Here is a 20,072-nt window from a genome sequence, read left to right as displayed (position 1 = left end):
GCCGGGCTCCCTCAGACCTCGTACGGCTGGACGACGATGAAGTTTCCGGGGGCTCCCCGGAACTGGAGATTCACGGTCTCTCCGCTGTGCCCGGGATACGCGTTGCGGCGCAGCCGGACCTGGCTGGAGAGGATCACCTGGGACGCGGCGGACCAGGCGACGACGGCGTTGCAGTCGGCGAAGGTCGTGGGCGTGACCGGCAGGACGACAGGGACTCCGTGGGTCTTCACGACGACGGTGCCGGTGCCCTGGAACTGCATGGTGAACAGGGCCCCACCGGGGATGCCGTGGCCCTCGATGCGACGGACCTCGTACTGAAGGGACTCGTCGAAGGCGAGGACGTTCTCCGCGGAGACACAGATCCCGTCGCCCTGGAGTTCGATCGGGTGCAGATGCGAGGCTTCCTCGGCGAGGAACACCTGGCCGCGGCCGGAGCAGCGCATCAGCTGCATCTCCTGACCGGTCGCGTTGCCGACGATGCGGCCGGCGAAACCGGCGCCCTTGTAGCCGAAGTCGACCTTGCCCTGGTACATGACCATGCTGCCCTGGCGGGCGAGTACGGACGCGCCGCCCATGGCGAGGTCGACCCGCATGAGCTGCTGGTTCTGCGGGGTCCAGCGCTGCCCGGTGGCCGCCTCGCGGTACGGCTGGAGCGCCGCCTGGAGACCCGCGCCGGCCTGCTGGCCCGGCTGCGGCATGCCGGGGGGCGGAGCCCCCTGGGGCTGGCCTCCGTACGGAGGCTGCGCCGGCTGGCCGTACGGCGAGGGCGCGCCGGGCGGCTGTCCCTGACCGGGGAACTGGCCGGGGAACTGGCCTGGCGCCTGGCCTGGGATCTGGCCGAACTGCGGCTGCTGCTGCGCCTGCGGCTGGCCGGGCTGCGCGTACGGCGACGGCGCGGGCGGCGGGGCCAAGGGCGCGGCGACGGTCGGCGCACCGTGCATCGGGTGGGGCGCGGGGGCCGGGGCCTGCGGCGGTGCGCCGAACGACGGTGCGGGCTGTGGGGCCTGCGGCGCGGCCGGGGCTCCGAAGGCCGGAGCGGGCGCGGGGCCGCCGGGCGGCGGGGCGAACGACGGCGCGGCTCCGCCGGCGGGCGGCTGGGCGGCGGCCGGCTCTTCCTCGGCGACCTCGCCGCCGAAGTTCTTCAGCAGTGCGTCGAGACCGCCGTCGAAGCCCTGGCCGACCGCGGCGAACCGCCAGACGTCCTTGAGATAGAAGTCTCCGAGCATCACCGCGCGCTCGGTGCTGAACTCCGAGCCGGTGAACGCGTATCGGACGACTTCTTCGCCGCCCGCGACTATCCGGATGTATCCGGGGCCCACTTGGGACATCTGTCCGGCGCCGTCGATGGTGGCGGTGAAGGAGAGGCGTTGGATGTTCGCGGGAATGCGGTCGAGCGTTACCCGGAATGACTCGGTGTCCCCAGACTGCGCGCCCAGCAACTGGACGGATTCCTCGGGAGACTTCGGCTGATTGAAGAAGATGAAATACCGGTCGTCCGAGAGCTGTTCATTGGCGTCGAGGCCGAAACAGCTGATGTCGAACGTCAAGCCGGGTGCCGAGATCTGCACACCTACGTACAGATCCGTCCCCTGCGTGAGGTCACTGATCTTGGCCTTGTGGCCGCGTTGGAATTCCCTCGCCATGCGTAACGACCGTCCCCCATCCCGAGCTGAACACGTCGCGTCAGGCTAACGGTTGAGTACGAGATTGGGCCAAGTCGGTACAGATTCGGTACACGATCACCGAGAGGGCGCCATCACACTCCGGGGGCGTCCGGCAGATGTGGCAGCTGTTCGCCGGCGACGACGCCTTCGAGGTAACCGCGGGCCCGTTCGGTGCGCGGGTACGCCTCCAGAAGCTCCCAGAAAGCCGGGCCGTGACCGGGCACGAGCAGATGGGCGAGTTCGTGCACGAGCACGTAGTCGACGACGTACTCGGGCATGCCCTGGAGCCGGTGGGACAGGCGGATACTGCCCTCGGCGGGGGTGCAGGAGCCCCAGCGGGTGTTCTGGTTGGTGACCCACCGGACGGACGCGGGGCGGGCCCGGCCGTCGAAATACTGCTCGGACAGCCGCTTGGCGCGGTCGGTCAGATCACCGTCGCCGAGGATGCGCTTGCTCTCCTGGGCCGCGAGTTTGTCGAGCATGACCGTCACCCAGCGACGCTCCTCGGCCTCCGACATCCGGGCCGGAATGAGCACGATGGTGCGGTCGCCCTCGCGGTAGGCCGAGACCGTTCTGTTGCGCCGGGCGCTCCTGCGGACCTCGACAGCGCTCGTCGCCGGGCCGCGCTGCGGACGGCCGGTCACGCTGCGCTCTTCACTTCCGGCGATGTGCGGTGGGGATTCCCCCGCAACGCGAGGGGAAGGTTCGGCGGACACGCCTCGACGTTACCCGCTGTCAGTGGGGGACGTCCCGTCGCGGGAACCCTTTGATCTTGATCCACTCCATGCACCCGTCATTTGAACGGCTAATTCCCCACGCCTGTGGATAACTCTTCGCATCTCTCACCAGTTCCCTGCATTCTGGATTCCGATCGCGGGACAGGCACACGGGGGAGACGAATATGCATCCAATGGTGAAGCCCGCGCTGCGCCGGGCTTGGCGGGAGCGACAGACGGTGCAGTTCGGAATCACACCCGCGCACGCGGTGGTGGTGGGCCCTGTCGATACGGCCACGGGAAGTTTTCTCGATCTGCTCGACGGCACGCGAGGACTTCCGCTGCTTCGCGAGGAGGCGCGGACGATGGGGTTGCCGGACGGCAAGGCGGACGCGCTCGTGGACCGGCTCGCGGCGGCCGGGCTGCTGGACGACAGCACAGCGGGCGGTCGGGCCGCCGAAGCGTTACGGAATCGAAAGGTCGAGCTGGACCGGTTGCGGGCGGATCTGGCGTCACTGTCCGTCACTCACCGGGAGCCGGGGGCGGCGATGGAGCGGCTGGCGGCGCGCCGCACCATGCGTGTCCAGGTGCGCGGAGCGGGCCGCGTCGGCGCGGCCGTCGCCTCGGCGCTCTCGGCCGCGGGGGTTGGCCGGGTGGATGTGCTGGACAGCGGGATCGCCGAGGCGTGGGACGTGGCGCCGGGCGGGCTCCCGGCGGAGTCGGTGGGTGAGCGCAGGGATGTGGCGGCCCGGCATCTGGTGCGGCGCTCGGCGCCGAGCCGATCCGTCAGAGCGGCGCCCGGTGCGGGCGGGGCGGAGACCGATGTCCTCGACGACTCGTCGGACGAGCGGGTGTCCGAGAGGCCCGAGCGGGCCGACGAGCGGGCGGCGCGGGCGACCGTCGGCGGCGGGGCGGGGCTGTCGCTGGTGATCGTCGCGCCACGGGACGGGCTCGCGGCCTACGCGCCGGATCCGGCGTCCGCCGAGCGCTGGATCGCCACCGGGACTCCCCATCTCTACGCGGGAGTTGTCGAGGCCACGGGTGTGGTGGGGCCCCTGGTGCTGCCCGGCGGCACAGCGTGCGCGGGCTGTCTCACCGAGGAGCGGGTCGGCCGGGAGCCGGGGTGGCCCCTCATGCTCGCCCAGTGGCGCTCGGGGCGCCGGGCATCGGTCACACCGGCCTGTGACCTGGGTCTCGCCACCACTGTGGCCGGTCTCACAGCCGCCCACGCGCTGTCCTTCCTGGACGGGGAGCTGCCGGCGAGCACCGGGGCGCGTTGGGAGATCACACTGCCCCTGCTCGACTGGCGTTCGGAGCGGATCGTGCCGCATCCGGACTGCCCCTGTGGGGCCGCGGGAGAAGCTGAGGGAGAGGGCATGACCGTGCCAAGGGCGCCGCACGACACAATGGTGCGGTAACCGCCATAGGCGGCCCGGCTGTCTGGGAATTGGAGGGGCGTATGTCTGATCTTCCCCGGAAGGCGGTCACTCGAACTGCCAAGTTGGCCGCGCTGCCACTGGGGTTCGCCGGTCGTGCCACGTGGGGTCTCGGCAAGCGGATCGGCGGCAAGTCCGCGGAGATCGTCGGCCGCGAGCTCCAGCAGCGCACGGCGGACCAGCTCTTCAAGGTGCTCGGCGAGCTCAAGGGCGGGGCCATGAAGTTCGGCCAGGCGCTGTCCGTCTTCGAGTCCGCGCTGCCCGAGGAGGTGGCGGGGCCCTATCGGGCGGCGCTCACCAAGCTCCAGGAGGCGGCCCCTCCGATGCCGACCAGCACGGTGCACAAGGTGCTGACGGAGCGGCTCGGCGAGGATTGGCGTGAGCTGTTCCTGGAGTTCGAGGAGAAGCCGTCGGCCGCCGCCTCGATCGGCCAGGTGCACCGGGCGGTGTGGCACGACGGGCGGAATGTGGCCGTCAAGGTCCAGTACCCGGGAGCCGGTGAGGCCCTGCTCTCCGACCTGGCGCAGCTGAGCCGGTTCGCCCGGCTGCTGGGACCGCTGATCCCGGGCATGGATGTGAAGCCCCTGATCACGGAGTTGCGCGACCGGGTGTCGGAGGAGCTGGACTACGAGTTGGAGGCGGATGCCCAGCGGGAGCACGCGGCGGAGTTCGCGGACGATCCCGATGTGGTGGTGCCCGACGTGGTGCACCAGTGCGAGCAGGTGCTGGTCACGGAGTGGATGGACGGCATACCGATGGCGGATGTCATCGCGGACGGCACCGAGGAGCAGCGGGACCGCGCGGGCCAGTTGCTGGCGCGTTTCCTCTTCTCGGGCCCGGCGCGTACGGGGCTGCTGCACGCGGATCCGCATCCGGGCAACTTCCGGCTGCTGCCGCCCGCAGGCGCCGGGGACGACGGTATGGAGGCCGAGGGTGAACTGCGGCTCGGTGTGCTGGACTTCGGCACGGTGGACCGGCTGCCGGGCGGCCTGCCCGAGACGATCGGTGAGTCGCTGCGGCTGACACTGGAGGGCGACGCCGAGGCGGTGTACGAACTGCTGCGCGCGGAGGGCTTCGTCAAGGAGTCGATCGATCTCGACCCGGACGCGGTGCTGGAGTATCTGGTGCCCATCATCGAGCCGGCGGAGGCGGAGGAGTTCACCTTCAGCCGCGGCTGGATGCGCACGCAGGCGGCTCGGATAGCCGACCCGCGGTCCCCGGCCCATCAGTTGGGGAAGCAGTTGAATCTGCCGCCCTCCTATCTGCTGATACACCGCGTCACGCTGAGCACGATCGGGGTGCTGTGCCAGCTCAACGCCACGGTGCGGCTGCGTGAGGAGCTGGAGGGGTGGCTGCCCGGCTTCCTGCCGGAGGAGTACGTGTACGAGGAGGAGCCCGAGGTCGAGGCGGGCGCCTGACACCAGGCGTCCCGGGTCCCCGAAGATCCGCCGGACAGGACCTGGAGAACGCACCGCGGGGGCCGGTCCTTGAGGACCGGCCCCCGCGTCAAGAACACTCAGGGCTCGTGGCGTTGTGGCGCCCGGCCGATGGCGGTCAGTTCATGACCGCCATGGCCAGCGCGCGGCGGGCGCGCATCGACACGCGCTCGGCGCGGCGCTGCATCCGCCGAGCGGCGACCAGGCGCACGGCCCGGCGTTCCGCATCGGCTTCACGCAGGCGCTCGGTCATATGCGCGCGTGCCATGGCTTCTGGGATGAGTTGCATCTCGCGGGTCCTGTTCTGACGCGAGTCGCTCGCGCCGGTGGTACTGACAGCTGTGGTGGCGGAGCCGGACGGCTCACGCAGGGAAGAGGTCATCGGGGCCTGCTTCTTGGGATCGTGCGTGAAAGGGCGGTCGATGGTGCCGGTGGCGTTCATGCAGCGACCGGGTTCTTGCGCGGACGGCCACGGGGCCGCTTGCGGGCAACGACCACGCCCTGGATGAAGAGTTCGCCGCCCCAGACACCCCACGGCTCACGCCGCTCCTTGGCGCCGGCGAGGCATGCCTCCATCAGCGGGCAGGTGCGGCAGAGGGACTTGGCGTACTCGACGTCGGCCGGGGACTCCGCGAAGAAGACCTCCGGGTCGTAGGCACGGCACGGAACGGGTACGCCGAGGTTCTCGATGGCGTCGTCGAGCGCGGTGAGCGCAGTGAGCGGGGTCAAGGTGGAGTCCTCCGTGAGGCCGTGCGGGGTGATCGTTTCGGAAGGCGGTACGGACGGGGCGTGCGCTTCGAGTTGCACGGTGGTGTCTTCCTCGTCTGTTCGGTCCGGCCTGTTGGCCAGGTGTCGGCTGGTACCGGGTGGTTCTCTTCCAGAGGCCCCTTCGCTCCGCCCGTCCCGTTCGGGACAAACAGAAGGGCCGCGGATCCCGGGTGGGGTTCCGCGGCCCTGAAGGCGCCGGCCTGATCGAGAATCAGGCTGGATCACTCCAGGGTTCAGGCCCACGGAAGGCCCACATCGTGTGGTGCTGCTTCGTCTGCTGCTTCGCTTCCGCACCGGCTGCGGCGAGCGCATAGGCCTTGGCCTCTGCCGCTGCTACTTCTGCCGCCAGTGCCTTGCTCGGTCGCTCATTGCCGCCCATGACACGCAGAGCCACGGGGTTGGTCCGGCCGGCGCGGGCGCCCGACAGACCGGTGGCGACGAACGGAGATCCGTCGGTGGCGAGCAGTCCGGACAGCGAAACGTCGAACGAGCAGGCGGAGACGACCGAGCGATCGGTCAATTTGGCGGTGCTGATGAAGCTGCTGGTGATGCTGATCACTGGAATCGCCTCCTCTCGGCGTATCGAAATCCGGATACCACTTCGGACAAGTAGAGCACGGGGACAGGGCTTCGGAGAAGCCCGCTGTTCCCGTGGTTAAGAACCTATGGTGATTCGCGGGGCGCGCGCAAACTATTTTTTCGACGAGTTTGTATCAGCTCTCCTCGTCCTCCCCGGCAAGCTCCTCACCTGCACAGATGGCGAGGACATCGGCTCCGAACCGCTCCAGCTTACGACCGCCGACGCCCGAGATCCGGGAGAGCTCGCCGTCGTCGCCCGGCACGGACTCGGCGATCGCCATCAGTGTCTTGTCGGTGAACACGCAGTACGCGGGCTGGCCCAGTTGTTTCGCCTGGTCGGAGCGCCACTCGCGCAGTCGCTCGTACAGCCCCTCGTCCATGTCCGACGGGCAGCCCTCACAGCGCATCAGCTTCATCTCGCCGGCGTCCGTCAGTGTCGTGCCGCAGACACGGCACAGCACCGGGCCGCGCCGCTTGCGCCGGCCGCCACGCTCGGCCGCGCCGCCCCCCGTCGCGCCGGCGCCGCGCGTTCCCGGGGCGGACGAGCCCGGCCGCAGGCCGCTCAGGAAGCGGGTGGGACGCCGGGAGGCCCGGCCGCCGGGGGCCCTGGAGAGCGCCCATGACAGGGAGATGTGCAGCCGGGCGCGGGTGACCCCGACGTAGAGGAGCCTGCGCTCCTCCTCGACCTGTTCGTCGGTCTTGGCGTAAGTGATCGGCATCATGCCCTCGGTCAGACCGACCAGGAACACGGCGTCCCACTCCAGGCCCTTGGCCGAGTGGAGCGAGGCGAGGGTGACTCCCTGGACGGTCGGGGCGTGCTGGGCCGCGGCGCGCTCGTCCAACTCGGTCACCAGATCGCCGAGGGTCGCCTCCGGCCTGGCCCGTACGAAGTCCTCGGCGAGACGCACGAGGGCCGCCAGCGACTCCCAGCGGTCCCGCACGGCGCCCGAGCCCGTGGGCGGTTCGGTGGTCCAGCCCTTGGTGGAGAGCACGGCCCGCACCTGCGACGGCAGGTCGACCACATCGTCGAGCAGGGAGTCGTTGCCGCCGAAGCGGGCCGCGCCGCGCAGGGCGGCGCCCGCCTCCCGTACCTCCTGGCGCTCGAAGAACCGCTCGGCGCCACGGAGTTGGTAGGGCACTCCGGCGTCGGCGAGAGCCTGTTCGTAGACCTCCGACTGGGCGTTGATCCGGTACAGGACGGCGATCTCGCCGGCGGGGACGCCCGCCGCGATGAGGTCGCGGATCCGGCGGGCGGTGCCCTCTGCCTCGGCCGGCTCGTCGGCGTACTCCGTGTAGACGGGCTCGGGGCCCGCGTCGCGCTGGGAGATCAGTTCCAGCCGGTGTTCGGCGGCGCGGCCCCTGGCTTGATTCAGCAGGCCGTTCGCCAGGTGTACGACCTGGGGGGTGGAGCGGTAGTCACGGACCAGCTTCACCATCGTCGCGCTCGGGTGGCGGGTGCGGAAGTTCAGCAGATGGTCCGGGGTGGCGCCGGTGAACGAGTAGATCGTCTGGCTGGCGTCGCCGACGACGCAGAGATTCTCCCGGTCGCCCATCCACAGGTCGAGGAGCCGCTGCTGGAGCGGGCTCACGTCCTGGTACTCGTCCACCACGAAGTGCTGGTACTGACCGCGGATCTGGTCGGCGATGTCGTGCCGGTCCTGGAGGATGCCGACGGTGAGCAGCAGGACGTCCTCGAAGTCGATCACGGACCTGTCCCGTTTCAGCTGTTCGTACATCGCGTAGATCTGGCCGATTTCCGCGGGGTCGCGCGGGGCGTCGCGGTGGGACTTGGCGACCGCGGCCGGATAGTCGGCGGGCACGGTCTGGGTGACCTTGGCCCACTCGATCTCGCCGGTGACATCCCTCAACTCGTTGCGGTCGAGTTTGATCCGGCAGCGGGCCGCCGACTCCGCGACCAGCTGGACCTTGCGCTCCAGCAGCCGGGGCAGCTCACCGCCGACCACCTTGGGCCAGAAGTACTGGAGCTGTCGCAGCGCCGCCGAGTGGAACGTACGCGCCTGGACACCGCCCGCACCGAGCTGGCGCAGCCGTCCGCGCATCTCCCCGGCCGCCCGGTTGGTGAAAGTGACGGCGAGGACGCTGGCGGGCTGGAGGATCCCGGCCCGCACGCCGTACGCGATCCGGTGGGTGATCGCCCGCGTCTTGCCCGTGCCGGCACCGGCCAGCACGCACACCGGACCGTGCAGCGCCGTCGCGACCTCGCGCTGCTCGGGGTCGAGCCCGTCGAGCACCGCGTCGGCGTCGCGCGGCGGTGCCACGAACTGGCTGCCGTCGGAATCCTGCGGGAAGAGTGAGGAGTGCGTTGCTGCTGTCACCCCGCCATGCTGCCAGGTCCCGTGAGGCTGGTGCTGCACTTGTCCACAGGGGAGCCCCGTTGGTCGTACAAGTACGGGAATGGTGACCAGGTCACGTACGTTCTCCTCTCAGCGAAGACATTTCGAGCCTGCCAGAGGAGCGCGAGAAGACATGCCGGGGACCGTGACGATGTACAGCACCACATGGTGCGGATACTGCCGTCGGCTCAAGGGCCAGATGGACCGCGAAGGCATCGCGTACACCGAGATCAACATCGAGCAGGACCCGGATTCGGCGGCGTTCGTCGAGAAGGCGAACGGTGGCAATCAGACGGTCCCGACCCTGCTCTTCGACGACGGATCGACGTTGACGAATCCGTCTCTCGCGCAGGTCAAGCAGAAGGTCGGCGCCTGAGCCCACGTGCGGTGCACCGCACGGCGCGACAGGACGCGACATGCGAAAGAGCCCCCGCCGGCCGGCGGGGGCTCTTTCGCATGCCGGTCAGTTCAGCGGCTTCGGCAGCGGCTTTCCGTACCAGAGCTCCGTCAGCCGTGCCGCGATCGAGATGCCCGACGGCGGCAGGACCTCGCCCGACTCGATCGCGGTCCGCAGGTCGTCGCGCGAGAACCAGCGCGCCTCCTGGATCTCGTCACCGTCCACGGTGATCTCGAAGGAGGTGGCGCGGGCCATGAAGCCCAGCATCAGGCTGGAGGGGAAGGGCCAGGGCTGGCTCGCGACGTACTCGACGGTGCCGACCGTGATGCCCGCCTCCTCGAACACCTCGCGGGCCACGGACTGTTCGATCGACTCCCCCGGCTCCACGAAGCCCGCCAGCGTCGAGAACCGCCCCTCCGGCCAGTGCACCTGACGGCCGAGGAGCGCGCGGTCCCGCTCGTCGGTGACGAGCATGATCACGGCGGGGTCGGTACGCGGGTAGTGCTCGGCACCGCACGCGGGGCAGCGGCGGATGTGGCCGGCCGCGGCGATCACCGTGCGCTCGCCGCAGCGGGAGCAGAAGCGGTGCAGCCGCTGCCAGTTCTCCAGCGCGACGGCGTGGACCATCAGGCCCGCGTCGCGCGGGGAGAGCAGCAGCGCCGCCTCACGGAGCCCCGCGGGGCGCGCCGACTGGTCCATGCGGCCCGGCAGCGTGTCCTTCTGGAGCGCGAAGTAGCTGACTCCGTCGTCGTCCGTACCGAGGAAGTAGCGGTGGGTCTCGGTGAGGGGCGCCTCGAAGGACGGGGTCATGACGAGTTCGGTGCGACCGTCGGGGGTGTCGTCTATCAACACCTGGCCGGCGGAGACGACGAAGACCCGCGTCGTCGGGTGGCTCCACGCGGCGGCCAGCCACGCCTCGTCGAGGCGGTGGTGCGCGGCCCGGTCGATGCCACTGTCGGAGGTGAGGACGATCGGCCGGTGTGCGGCGGTTTCTCCGCCGCTGGTTGTGGTGCTCACTGGTACTTCCAACTCCCCCGGATGGATGGGTGTCTGTTCAGCGGAGAGCGGCGGCGAGATCGCTCCAGAGGTAGGCGGTCGTCTCCACGCCCTTCATAAGAAGGTCGATCTCGACCTTCTCGTCGGGCGCGTGCCAGCCGTCGGACGGTACGGAGATGCCCAGGAACAGCACGGGCGCGCCGAGCACGTCCTGGAGGTCGGCGGCCGGTCCCGAGCCGCCTTCGCGGGTGAAGCGGATCTTCTGGTCGAAGGCGCGGCCCATGGCCCGTACGACCGACTGGAGCGCGGGGTGGTCCAGCGGGGTCAGACAGGGGCGGGTCGCCGCGGCGAAGGTGGTCTTGTGGCGGACACCGGCCGGGATCCTGGCGTCGATCCAGTCACCGACGGCGCGCTCGATCCGGTCCGGGTCCTGGCCGCCGACGAGCCGGAACGAGAGCTTCAGCCGCGCGGACGACGGGATGATCGTCTTGCCGCCGGGGCCTTGGTAGCCGCCGCCGATGCCGTTGACCTCGGCGGTGGGACGGGCCCAGACGCGCTCCAGCGTGGAGTGGCCCGCCTCGCCGAGCGTGCCGTGCGACTTGGCCGTACGCAGCCATGCCTCCTCGTCGAAGGGCAGTTCGGCGATGAGCGTGCGCTCGGCGTCGGTGAGCGGCGCGACGCCTTCGTAGAAGCCGGGCACGGTGACCCGCTCGTCCTCGTCGTGCAGCGCGGCCACGAGGCGCGCCGCGACGGTGGCCGGGTTGGGCACGGCGCCGCCGAACGAGCCGGAGTGGATGTCCTGGTCGGGGCCGTACAGCTCCACCTCGCACTCCGCGAGGCCGCGCATCCCGGTGCAGACGGTGGGGGTGTCCGCGGACCACATGCCGGTGTCGGAGACGATCACGGCGTCGGCGGCGAGGCGGGCGGCCCGCTGCTCGACGAGCGCGCGGAAGTGCGGGGAGCCGGACTCCTCCTCGCCCTCGACGAGCAGTTTCAGATGTACGGCGGGGTTGTCGCGGCCGGTGGCGGCGAGATGCGCCCGGACGCCGAGTGTGTGGAAGAACACCTGCCCCTTGTCGTCGGCCGCGCCGCGCGCGTACAGCCGGCCGTCCCGGACGACCGGTTCGAAGGGGTCGCTGTGCCAGCCGTCCTCGCGGGCCGCGGGCTGGACGTCGTGGTGGCCGTAGACCAGGACGACCGGTGCCTGGGGGTCGTCGGAGGGCCACTCGGCGAAGACGGCGGGGGCGCCGGGGGTGTCCCAGATCTCCGCGACCGGGAAGCCGGTCTCGCGAAGTTTCGCCGCGAGCCAGTCGGCGCTGCGCCGTACGTCCGCGTCGTGGTCGGGCTGCGCCGATACGGACGGGATGCGCAGCCACTCGGAGAGGTCGTCGAGGAAGGCCGCGCGGTGGGACCGGATGTAGTCACGGGTGTGCGTACGGACGGCGCTGTCCGGGGTCTCGCTCATACATCGAGCCTATCCGGCTCCGGGGGTGGTCTCGTCTGCCGTTCCCTGTTCGGGGCGCTGTTCCGGCATGTGTTCGCCGGCGGTGGCGGAGGTGTCTTCGGGCGCGTGGTCGGTGCCGTCGCCGGTGCCGTCGCCGGTCGCGTGCTCGGCGCCGTACAGGAGGATGCGTTCCAGTCCGGAGCGGCCGGGCAGCCCCTCGGGGCGTACGGCCTCGCCGCTGCGTACGTAGAGGAAGGTGGCCGTCACCGCGTCCGGCGCGATGCCGTGCTGCTCGGCCCAGGCCAGGCGGTAGACCGCGAGCTGGAGCGGGTCGGCGGTACGGCCGCGGCTGGTCTTCCAGTCGACGATCTCGTACGTGACGGTGTCGTCGAGCGGGTCGACGTCGCGGTACACCGCGTCGATACGGCCGCGGATCACGCGGCCGGCGAGGGTGAGCTGGAACGGCGCCTCGACGCGGTACGGCGTGCGCCGGGCGTACGGGGTGCGGTCGAAGGCGTCCTTGAGGGCCGCCAGATCACGTTCGTCGGCGATCTCCGGCTCGTCCGCGGCTCCGCCGGGCAACTCGTCGGGGCCGAGCATCGGGAGCGGCAGCTCGTCGAAGCGGGACTCCACCCAGGCGTGGAACCGGGTGCCGCGGCGCGCGGCCCGCTGCGGCGGGCGGGGCATGGGGCGGGCCAGTTCCTGCGCGAAGGCGTCGGGGTCGGCGGCGAGACGCAGCAGTTGGGAGGCGGAGAGGGAGGGCGGTACGGGGACGTCACGGACGCGCGCGCGGGCGCGCAGCAGCTCTCCGGAGAGGGCGTCGAGGTCGCGGTCCCAGGAGGCGAGGGTGCGGCGTTCTTCGGGGGTGAGGCGTTCCGCGTCGGCCGGAGGCCGGGGGCCGGGCAGGTGCGCGGGACCCGCGGACGCCGCTACGTCCGCCGGCCGCTCCTCCACGGCTTCCGGCGTCCGCGAGTGCTCGCGTCCCGTCTCCCAGTCGTCCCAGTCCGCCAGATCGTCGTTCTCCCTCTCCTCGACGGGGTCGGGTCCGTCCGCCGGGTCGTACACGTCGTCCGGCGGCGGGGCGTCCTCTTCAGGAGGAGGCTCGTCGTACGGCTGATCCGCCACCTCGGACCGTCCGGCGGACGCCGTCAGCGCGTCCAGGTGCGCCAGGACCGTGTCCGCCGCGGTGCGGCGGCGGGCCAGGGAGTCCGGGTCCAGCGGAAGCGGCCAGGCCCGCGCCGTGTCCGCCGCGAGCAGCGCGGGATTCTCCTCCGACTCCGGGGGCTCGTCGGCCCACACCTCGACCTCGCCGAAACCGGCCACGCAGTGCTCGTACAGGGCGTTCAGGAAGTCCGAGGGACCGCGGGCGCGCTTCTGGGTCGGGCCCCACCAGTGGCCCGAACCCAGCAGCAGTGAGCGCGGTCGGGTGAACGTCACGTAGCCGAGGCGCAGTTCCTCCGTGTGCTGGTGGGTGCGCATCTCGTCCTTGAACGCCTTGAGGCCCCTGGCGTCCCAGTCGGGGACGTCCGGGAGCGTCGGGGCGTCGCCGCGCAGGGCGTGCGGCAGGACCTTCGACTGGGACGTCCATGCCTCGCGCGCCTTGCTGTTGGGGAACTGTCCGGTGACCAGGCCGGGGACGGCCACGACATCCCACTCCAGTCCCTTGGACTTGTGCGCGGTGAGGACCTTCACGGTGTTCTCGCCGCCGGGCAGGGCGTTGTCCAGGCCCTTCTCGTACTGCGCCGCCGTCCTGAGGAAGGCGAGGAAGGCGAGGAGCGTGGCGTCCCCGTCGAGCGCGGCGAAGGAGGCCGCCGTGTCGAGGAAGTTGCCCAGGGTCTCGCGGCGCCGTGCGGCCAGGGCGTGCGGGGACGCCGAGAGCTCGACCTCCAGGCCGGTGGTGGCGAGGACCCGGTGCAGGACGTCCATCAGCGGGTCGGCCAGCGAGCGGCGCAGATCGCGCAGTTCGGCCGCGAGCCTGGCGAAACGGACGCGCGCTGCGGCGGAGAAGGGCAGGCCGTCGTCCTTGCCTCCCGCCGACTCCAGGAACGTGTCGAGCGCGTCCGCGAGCGATATCACCTCGGCGGGGTCGGTGCCCTCGACCGCCGCCGCCAGTCGTTCGTCGGCATCGGCCGATTCGTCGGAGCCGCCCTTCGCGCGGTGGACCAGCAGTCGGGCGCGGCGGCCGAGGAGCGCCAGGTCGCGGGGGCCGATGCGCCAGCGCGGGCCGGCGAGCAGCCGTACCAAGGAGGCGTTGGCGCCCGGGTCCTGGAGGACCTCGCACATCGCCACGAGGTCGGCGACCTCCGGGAGATGGAGCAGCCCGGCCAGGCCGACGACCTCCACGGGCACGTCGCGAGCCACCAGCGCGCTCTGGATCGCGGGGAAGTCACCGGCGGTGCGGCACAGCACCGCGATCTCGGCGGGCTCCTTGCCGGTGCGCACCAGATGCGCGATGGAGTCGGCGAGCCAGTCCAACTCCTCGGCATGGGTGGGGAGGAGGGCGCACCGCACGATCCCGTCGCGTTCGGCGCCGGGCGCGGGCCGCAGCGCTTCCACTCCTTCGTGCATGGCGCGCAGCGGCCCGGCGAGACCGTTGGCGAGGTCGAGCAGACGGCCACCGCTGCGGCGGTTCTCGCTGAGCGAGAAGCGGGCGGCCGGGGTGCCGTCGACGTAGGGGAAGTGGGAGGGGAAGTCGTCCAGGTTGGCGACGGAGGCGCCGCGCCAGCCGTAGATCGCCTGGCAGGGGTCGCCGACGGCCGTCACCGCGTGGCCGGTGCCGGAGCCGAAGAGACCCGACAGGAGCAGGCGTTGGGCGACCGACGTGTCCTGGTACTCGTCGAGCAGCACGACGCGGAACTCGTCGCGCAGGATGCGGCCGACCTCGGGCCGGGTGAGGGCCAGTTCGGCCGAGAGGGCGATCTGGTCACCGAAGTCGAGCAGGTCGCGGGCGCTCTTGGCCGTGCGGTACCGCCCCACCAGATCGAGCAGTTCGCGGCGGGCGGTGGCGGTCTCGGGCACCTTGCGCAGGTCGGCGTTGGTGAGCCGGGCGCCTTCGAGGGTGCGCAGCAGTTCGGTGTCGTACGCGGCGAGTTCACCGGTGGGGACGAGATGTTCGGCGAGTTCGGCGTCGAGCGCCAGCAGATCGCTGACCAGGGCGGGGAACGACCTGGTCAGGGCGGGATACGGGCCGGGGGCCTCCTTCAGCACCCGCGCGGCGAGTTGGTAGCGCGTGGCGTCCGCGAGCAGCCGGGCGGTCGGCTCCAGCCCTATCCGCAGGCCGTGGTCGGTGAGGAGTTGTCCGGCGAACGCGTGGTACGTGGAGATGCGCGGCTCGCCCGGAGGGTTCTCCTGGTCGAGCAGATCGGGATCGGTCACCCCGGCCCGTACGAGCGCCTTGCGGACCCGCTCGGTCAGTTCACCCGCCGCCTTGTTGGTGAAGGTGAGGCCGAGGACCTGCTCGGGTGCCACCTGGCCGGTGCCCACGAGCCACACCACGCGCGCGGCCATCACCGTCGTCTTGCCGGAGCCCGCGCCGGCCACGATCACCTGCGGGGCCGGCGGTGCGGTGATGCACGCCGTCTGCTCCGGGGTGAACGGAATGCCGAGGAGTTCGTTGAGCTGCGCGGGGTCGGTGATACGAGCGGACACTTCAGAGAGGCTATCGGGGACCACTGACAGGAGAACGCCGGACAGATCCGGCAGACCGGGACGTCTCGGCTGTCGGGTGCTGGACGTCACCGTCGTCGGTGGTCCCCGCGCCCCGGGCCCGGGGCCCGCCTACGGCTGGATGTCCCGCAGGTCGACGACCTCGGTGGCGGGCGGTGCCGTCGCGCTGACGGGTACTCCGAAGTCCCGGAAGAGGACCGTGCCGGGGTCCGCGCCGCCCTCGCTGACCGACTTCAACAGATACGGCGCCCCCTCGGCGGCGACGAACGTCGTGCGCGTCACGCCGCCCTCCCGCTTCACCAGAGTCAACGCCTTTCGGCCGTCGACCTCGGCGGCGGCGCCCGTGGTCAGGCCTTTCGTCCGGTCGGTGTCCAGGCGGTCGAGCATCGCGTCCAGATCGCAGGCGCCGCCCAGCGCGCGCCCGGCGGCGTCCTCGCCCGCGGGAATCTTGAGCCACTTGCCCCGGAGCAGTTCGACCAGCTCGTCCGCACCGCCGGTTCCGGCGCTCCGGCTGGGGTCGGCGCTCCTGCCGTCCGGGTTCCCGCCGGTGGTGACAGCCCGCCAGAATTCGTCGTCGCCCTTGAGGTACGTGACGCCGTCCACCACGGTGAACTCGGCCTCGCTGTCGTCGCGGCGCAGACCTCCCGTACAGGTGCCCCGCTCGTCCAGCGAGAAATCGACCTTGAGCAGGCGGCCGTCGTTCGTGCTCTCCGCCGTCAGCCGCAGGGACTTCGCGCCCTTGGTCGCGGTGAGGGCCTTCTGGGCGATCCGCGCGGCGTCGAGGCCCGCGAACGGACCGGCCGAGGGCGCCCCCGTCGACGGCGCTGCCGCCTGCTTCGCGGCGGCCCCGGCGGTGTCCGTGCCGACCGCGCCCTCCGCCACCTCGGTGGCACCGCCGGTGGAACAACTCGCCAGCGCGGCCACCGTGATCGCGCTCATCAGCGCCGGCATCAGGAACTTCCGCTTGATCGCGGTCATCTGTCGTCTCTCCTCGCACATCCGGCACGTCGGGCGCGTCTCGCGATCCGTGCCTGACGTGCCGTTCCCCTTCCGGTCACCCGAGCCGCCGCGAAGGGTGCATGTGCACGAGGGGATTCATACGGGAGGGGCACTCACTCCACGATCTGCCGGCCCTCCGGCCGCGCGCTGCACGACGCACGGAAGGAACAGTGCGCGCAGTGCTGGCCGGTGCTCGGTGTGAAGCGTTCGTCCAGTACGCGCCCCGCCGCCGTCGCGAGCAGATCGCCGACCCACTCGCCGGCGAGCGGCTCCTGCGCCTGGATCTTGGGCAGGTCCTCGCCGCCCTCCTTCTTGAGCGCCGCCTGCCGCAGTTGTACGAGTTCGGCGCCGCCCGCCTCGGGACGCCGCCCGTCGAAGATCTCGTCCACCGCGCCCTCCCCCACCGCGAGCTGGTACACGGCGAGCTGGGGGTGGTGCGCGACCTCCTCCTTGGTAGGCGCCGCTTTGCCGGTCTTGAAGTCGACGACGTAGGCGCGCCCCTGGGCGTCCTGCTCCACACGGTCCATGGAGCCCCGGATGCGTACTTCATAGGCGCCGGCTTCAAGAGTGACGTCGAAGGCGTGCTCGGTGGCCGCCGGTGTGCGCCCGGCGCGGTCCATCACATGCCAGCGCAGGAAGCGTTCGAGCGCCACGCGCGCGTGCTGCTTCTCCTGCTGGGACTTCCAGGGCGCGTCGAAGGCGAGGGAGTCCCAGACGGAGTCCAGGCGCTCCATGAGGACGGCGAGGTCGGCGGGGGTACGGCCGGAGGCCACCTCGTCGGCCAGGACATGGACGACGTTGCCGAAGCCCTGGGCGGCGGTGGACAGCTCGTCCGCCTTGACCTCCCGCCCGAGGAACCACTGGAGCGCGCAGGTGTTGGCGAGCTGGTCCAGCGCGCTGCCGGAGAGGGCGACGGGCTGGTCCCTGTCGCGCAGGGGCACGGCGCTGTGCGTCGGCTCGTACAGGCCCCACCAGCGGTGCGGGTGGGCGGCGGGGACCAACGGCTGGCCGTCCTCGTCGCTGAGTGCGGCGAGCCGGGCGAGCCGGCGGGCCGCCGCGTCGCGCAGCGCGGGCGCCGCATGCGGGTCGACGGTCGTGGCACGCAGTTCGGCGACGAGCGCGGCGACGGCGAGCGGACGGCGTGGCCGGCCGGTGACGTCCTTGGGGTCGGCGCCCAGTTCGGTGAGGAAGCGGGACGGCTGGTCGCCGTCGTCGGCGGGAGCCTTGACCGCCGTGACGACGAGCCGTTCGCGGGCGCGGGTCGCCGCCACGTAGAAGAGGCGTCGCTCCTCTGTAAGGAGGGCGCCGGGAGTGAGGGGTTCGGCCAGACCGTCGCGGCCGATCCTGTCCGCCTCCAGAAGAGAGCCGCGCCGCCGGAGGTCGGGCCACAGTCCCTCCTGGACTCCCGCGACGACGACGAGCCGCCATTCAAGGCCCTTGGAACGGTGAGCGGTCATGAGACGGACAGCGTCGGGCCGTACGGCCCTGCCGCTGAGCGTGTCCGCCGCGATGTCCTGCGCGTCGATCTCCTCAAGGAAGTTGAGGGCGCCGCGCCCGCCGGTGCGTTCCTCGGCTCGGGCGGCGGCGTCGAACAGGGCGCACACGGCGTCCAGGTCACGGTCGGCGTTACGGCCGCCGGCGCCGCCCCGCAGGGCGGAGCGCTCCAGCCGTGCCGGCCAGGGGGTGCCGTCCCACAGCTCCCACAGCGCCTCCTCGGCGGTGCCGCCGCCCGCGAGCAGGTCACGTGCCTTGGCGAGCAGCGCGCCGAGCCGCTGCGCGCCGCGCGCGTGGGCGGGGTCGTGTGTGACGAGCCGCTGCGGTTCGGCGAGGGCGCGGGCCATCAGCTTGTCGGAGGGCGGCGGTACCCGATTGCCGGCGGCCCGCTCCTCGTCGCGCAGGGCCCGCCCGAGGCGGCGGAGGTCGGCGGCGTCCATACCGCCGAGGGGCGAGGTGAGCAGTGTGAGCGCGGTCTCGACGTCGAGCCAGTCGCTCCCGACCTCAACCTCGGCGTCGGTACCGGAGCCGGTGCCGGTCGCGCCTGTGTCGGTCGCGTCGGCGTCGGCGGTCTCCCCCAGGCCCTCGCCCCCGGCCCCGTCTTCGGGCTCCGACTTCGCTTCGCCCCCGGCGTCGGCCTCGTCCCGAGCCTCGCCTCCGGCCTCCGCCTCGCCGTGCCCCGACCGCACCGCCGCCGTCGCTACCGCGCGCAGCGCCGTCAGCAGCGGCGACACCGCCGGTTCGTGACGCAGCGGCACATCGTCGCCGTCGATCTCCAGGGGCACGCCCGCCGAGGTCAGGGCCCTCCGTACAGCGGGGATGGTCCGGCCCCCGGCTCGTACGAGCACCGCCATCTCGCTCCACGGCACGCCCTCTTCAAGATGCGCGCGCCGCAGGATGTCGGCGATGTTCTCCAGCTCGGTCGAGGCGGTCGGGTAGGTGTACGTCTCGACCCGGCCGCCCTCACGGACCGCCGCCAGCTCGCGGTGTGCCCGTACCTTGTCGCCCGGCAGTCGGTTGAGCGGCATCCGGCGGGTCAGCAGCCGGGTCGCGGCGAGCAGATCCGCGCCGGAACGCCGGGAGGTCGTCAGGACCTCCACGGGGGCGGGACGGCCGTCGGCGCGCGGGAAGGCGTCGGGGAAGTCGAGGATGCCGTTCACGTCGGCGCCCCGGAACGCGTAGATCGACTGGTCCGGGTCACCGAACGCGACCAGCGTCCGGCCGTGCCCGGCGAGCGCCCTGAGCAGTCGGACCTGCGCCGGGTCGGTGTCCTGGTACTCGTCGACGAAGACCGCGTCGTACCGGTCGGCCAGTCGTTCGGCGACCTCCGGCCGTTCCGCGAGCAGCACCGCGCGGTGGACCAGTTCGGCGTAGTCGAGTACGCCCTGCATGTCCAGGACGTCGAGGTACTCGGCGAGGAAGGACGCCGCCGCCGTCCAGTCGGGGCGCCCCGTGCGGCGCGCGAAGACGGACAGGGAGTCCGGGCCGAGCCCCAGCTCACGGCTGCGGGCGAGCACCGCGCGTACCTCGTCGGCGAAACCGCGCGTGGTGAGGCAGGCCCGCAGCTCGTCGGGCCAGCGGATGTGCGCCAGCCCCTCGCGCTCCAGGTCGAGCTGGCCGGAGAGCAGTTCCCGTACGGCGACATCCTGCTCCGGTCCCGACAGCAGCCGCAGCGGCTCCGTGAAGAGGTCGGCCTCCTGATGGGCGCGGATCAGCGCGTAACAAAATGAGTGGAACGTGGTCGCCTGCGGCCCCTGCGCACCGCCCAGCCGGACCGCCGTACGGTCGCGCAGTTCGACCGCCGCCTTGCGGCTGAAGGTGAGGACGAGCATCCGTTCGGGATCGAGGCCGCGCGCGACCCGCGCGGCGACACTCTCGACCAGCGTGGTCGTTTTCCCCGTGCCGGGACCCGCCAGCACGAGCAGCGGTCCGCGGTCGTGGTCAACCACCGGACGTTGCGCTGCGTCCAGCACAGGAGGATCCACCGGAGCCGGCGTCGTACGCACCAGTCGGTACGCACCGGAGGTCCGCTGCCGTACCCGACGGTGCGGGGTACGTCCGGTGAAAGGGGAGGAGCTCACGTGGATCGCCGGTCCTGGAGGGGGTGCTGGTGGTGACGGGGC

General features: G+C 71.6%; 14 protein-coding genes. 3 read left to right on the top strand and 11 right to left on the bottom strand.

The genetic code is table 11. The annotated features are described in order from the left end of the window. Positions 1-11: 11 nt before the first annotated feature. Complete coding sequence (locus ACFWHU_RS10850) at positions 12-1,643, bottom strand: TerD family protein (RefSeq protein ID WP_387224644.1); 1,632 nt, start codon at positions 1,641-1,643, stop codon at positions 12-14. Between the two features lie 113 nt (positions 1,644-1,756). Continuing rightward, entirely contained in the window at positions 1,757-2,380 is a 624-nt protein-coding gene (locus tag ACFWHU_RS10845; RefSeq protein WP_387224643.1) for a M48 family metallopeptidase, read from the bottom strand. Between the two features lie 185 nt (positions 2,381-2,565). Here ACFWHU_RS10845 and ACFWHU_RS10840 point away from each other — a divergent pair, with 185 nt between their 5' ends. Then, positions 2,566-3,798 carry a TOMM precursor leader peptide-binding protein gene (locus tag ACFWHU_RS10840; RefSeq protein ID WP_387224642.1) on the top strand — a complete coding sequence of 411 codons (1,233 nt, stop codon included), beginning with the start codon at positions 2,566-2,568 and terminating at the stop codon, positions 3,796-3,798. Positions 3,799-3,839: 41 nt separating this feature from the next. Next, entirely contained in the window at positions 3,840-5,234 is a 1,395-nt protein-coding gene (locus ACFWHU_RS10835) for an ABC1 kinase family protein (RefSeq protein WP_385799798.1), read from the top strand. A 136-nt stretch (positions 5,235-5,370) separates the two neighbouring features. Here ACFWHU_RS10835 and ACFWHU_RS10830 read toward each other — a convergent pair whose 3' ends face one another. The 4 genes from ACFWHU_RS10830 to ACFWHU_RS10815 all read right to left on the bottom strand — a co-directional run bounded on the left by ACFWHU_RS10830 (position 5,371) and on the right by ACFWHU_RS10815 (position 8,935). Further along, the gene (locus ACFWHU_RS10830; protein ID WP_385799796.1) at positions 5,371-5,694 is read right to left on the bottom strand and encodes a hypothetical protein; all 324 of its coding nucleotides are present in this window, start codon (positions 5,692-5,694) and stop codon (positions 5,371-5,373) included. Further along, a complete protein-coding gene (locus tag ACFWHU_RS10825) occupies positions 5,691-6,059 on the bottom strand; it encodes a WhiB family transcriptional regulator (protein WP_385799794.1) in 369 nt (122 codons plus the stop codon). Before ACFWHU_RS10825 ends, ACFWHU_RS10830 begins: the two co-directional genes overlap by 4 nt. Positions 6,060-6,231: 172 nt before the next feature. Next, positions 6,232-6,579 (bottom strand): hypothetical protein, encoded by a 348-nt coding sequence (locus ACFWHU_RS10820; protein WP_385799792.1) that lies wholly within the window; start codon positions 6,577-6,579, stop codon positions 6,232-6,234. Positions 6,580-6,733: 154 nt separating this feature from the next. Further along, on the bottom strand, positions 6,734-8,935 hold the full coding sequence (locus ACFWHU_RS10815) for an ATP-dependent DNA helicase UvrD2 (RefSeq protein ID WP_387224641.1): 2,202 nt from the start codon (positions 8,933-8,935) through the stop codon (positions 6,734-6,736). A 151-nt stretch (positions 8,936-9,086) separates the two neighbouring features. Between ACFWHU_RS10815 and ACFWHU_RS10810 the strand changes: the two genes are divergently transcribed. After that, positions 9,087-9,329 carry a mycoredoxin gene (locus ACFWHU_RS10810; protein WP_023538817.1) on the top strand — a complete coding sequence of 81 codons (243 nt, stop codon included), beginning with the start codon at positions 9,087-9,089 and terminating at the stop codon, positions 9,327-9,329. Positions 9,330-9,416: 87 nt separating this feature from the next. On the opposite strand, the gene nudC is transcribed toward ACFWHU_RS10810, so the two are convergent. The 5 genes from nudC to ACFWHU_RS10785 all read right to left on the bottom strand — a co-directional run bounded on the left by nudC (position 9,417) and on the right by ACFWHU_RS10785 (position 20,030). Continuing rightward, entirely contained in the window at positions 9,417-10,367 is a 951-nt protein-coding gene (gene nudC, locus ACFWHU_RS10805) for an NAD(+) diphosphatase (protein ID WP_385799788.1), read from the bottom strand. A 37-nt stretch (positions 10,368-10,404) separates the two neighbouring features. After that, the gene (locus ACFWHU_RS10800) at positions 10,405-11,811 is read right to left on the bottom strand and encodes a dipeptidase (protein WP_385799786.1); all 1,407 of its coding nucleotides are present in this window, start codon (positions 11,809-11,811) and stop codon (positions 10,405-10,407) included. Between the two features lie 9 nt (positions 11,812-11,820). Beyond that, a complete protein-coding gene (locus ACFWHU_RS10795) occupies positions 11,821-15,438 on the bottom strand; it encodes a UvrD-helicase domain-containing protein (protein ID WP_387224640.1) in 3,618 nt (1,205 codons plus the stop codon). A 129-nt stretch (positions 15,439-15,567) separates the two neighbouring features. Next, a complete protein-coding gene (locus ACFWHU_RS10790; protein WP_387224639.1) occupies positions 15,568-16,434 on the bottom strand; it encodes a hypothetical protein in 867 nt (288 codons plus the stop codon). Between the two features lie 134 nt (positions 16,435-16,568). Continuing rightward, on the bottom strand, positions 16,569-20,030 hold the full coding sequence (locus ACFWHU_RS10785) for an ATP-dependent helicase (RefSeq protein ID WP_387224638.1): 3,462 nt from the start codon (positions 20,028-20,030) through the stop codon (positions 16,569-16,571). Between the last annotated feature and the right edge of the window lie 42 nt (positions 20,031-20,072).

Origin of the sequence: Streptomyces sp. NPDC060366 (assembly GCF_042725135.1) — a bacterium.
In the GTDB taxonomy this organism is placed as follows: domain Bacteria; phylum Actinomycetota; class Actinomycetes; order Streptomycetales; family Streptomycetaceae; genus Streptomyces.
Note: the sequence above shows the minus strand (reverse complement) of the source record. Positions and strands in the feature narration are given on the sequence as shown.

Bases quoted from the DNA above. Each gene is read 5' to 3' on its own strand.
- ACFWHU_RS10835 (WP_385799798.1), top strand. From the start codon at position 3,840: ATGTCTGATCTTCCCCGGAAGGCGGTCACTCGAACTGCCAAGTTGGCC.
- ACFWHU_RS10850 (WP_387224644.1), bottom strand. From the start codon at position 1,643: ATGGCGAGGGAATTCCAACGCGGCCACAAGGCCAAGATCAGTGACCTC.
- ACFWHU_RS10800 (WP_385799786.1), bottom strand. From the start codon at position 11,811: ATGAGCGAGACCCCGGACAGCGCCGTCCGTACGCACACCCGTGACTAC.
- ACFWHU_RS10810 (WP_023538817.1), top strand. From the start codon at position 9,087: ATGCCGGGGACCGTGACGATGTACAGCACCACATGGTGCGGATACTGC.
- ACFWHU_RS10840 (WP_387224642.1), top strand. From the start codon at position 2,566: ATGCATCCAATGGTGAAGCCCGCGCTGCGCCGGGCTTGGCGGGAGCGA.
- ACFWHU_RS10790 (WP_387224639.1), bottom strand. From the start codon at position 16,434: ATGACCGCGATCAAGCGGAAGTTCCTGATGCCGGCGCTGATGAGCGCG.
- ACFWHU_RS10830 (WP_385799796.1), bottom strand. From the start codon at position 5,694: ATGAACGCCACCGGCACCATCGACCGCCCTTTCACGCACGATCCCAAG.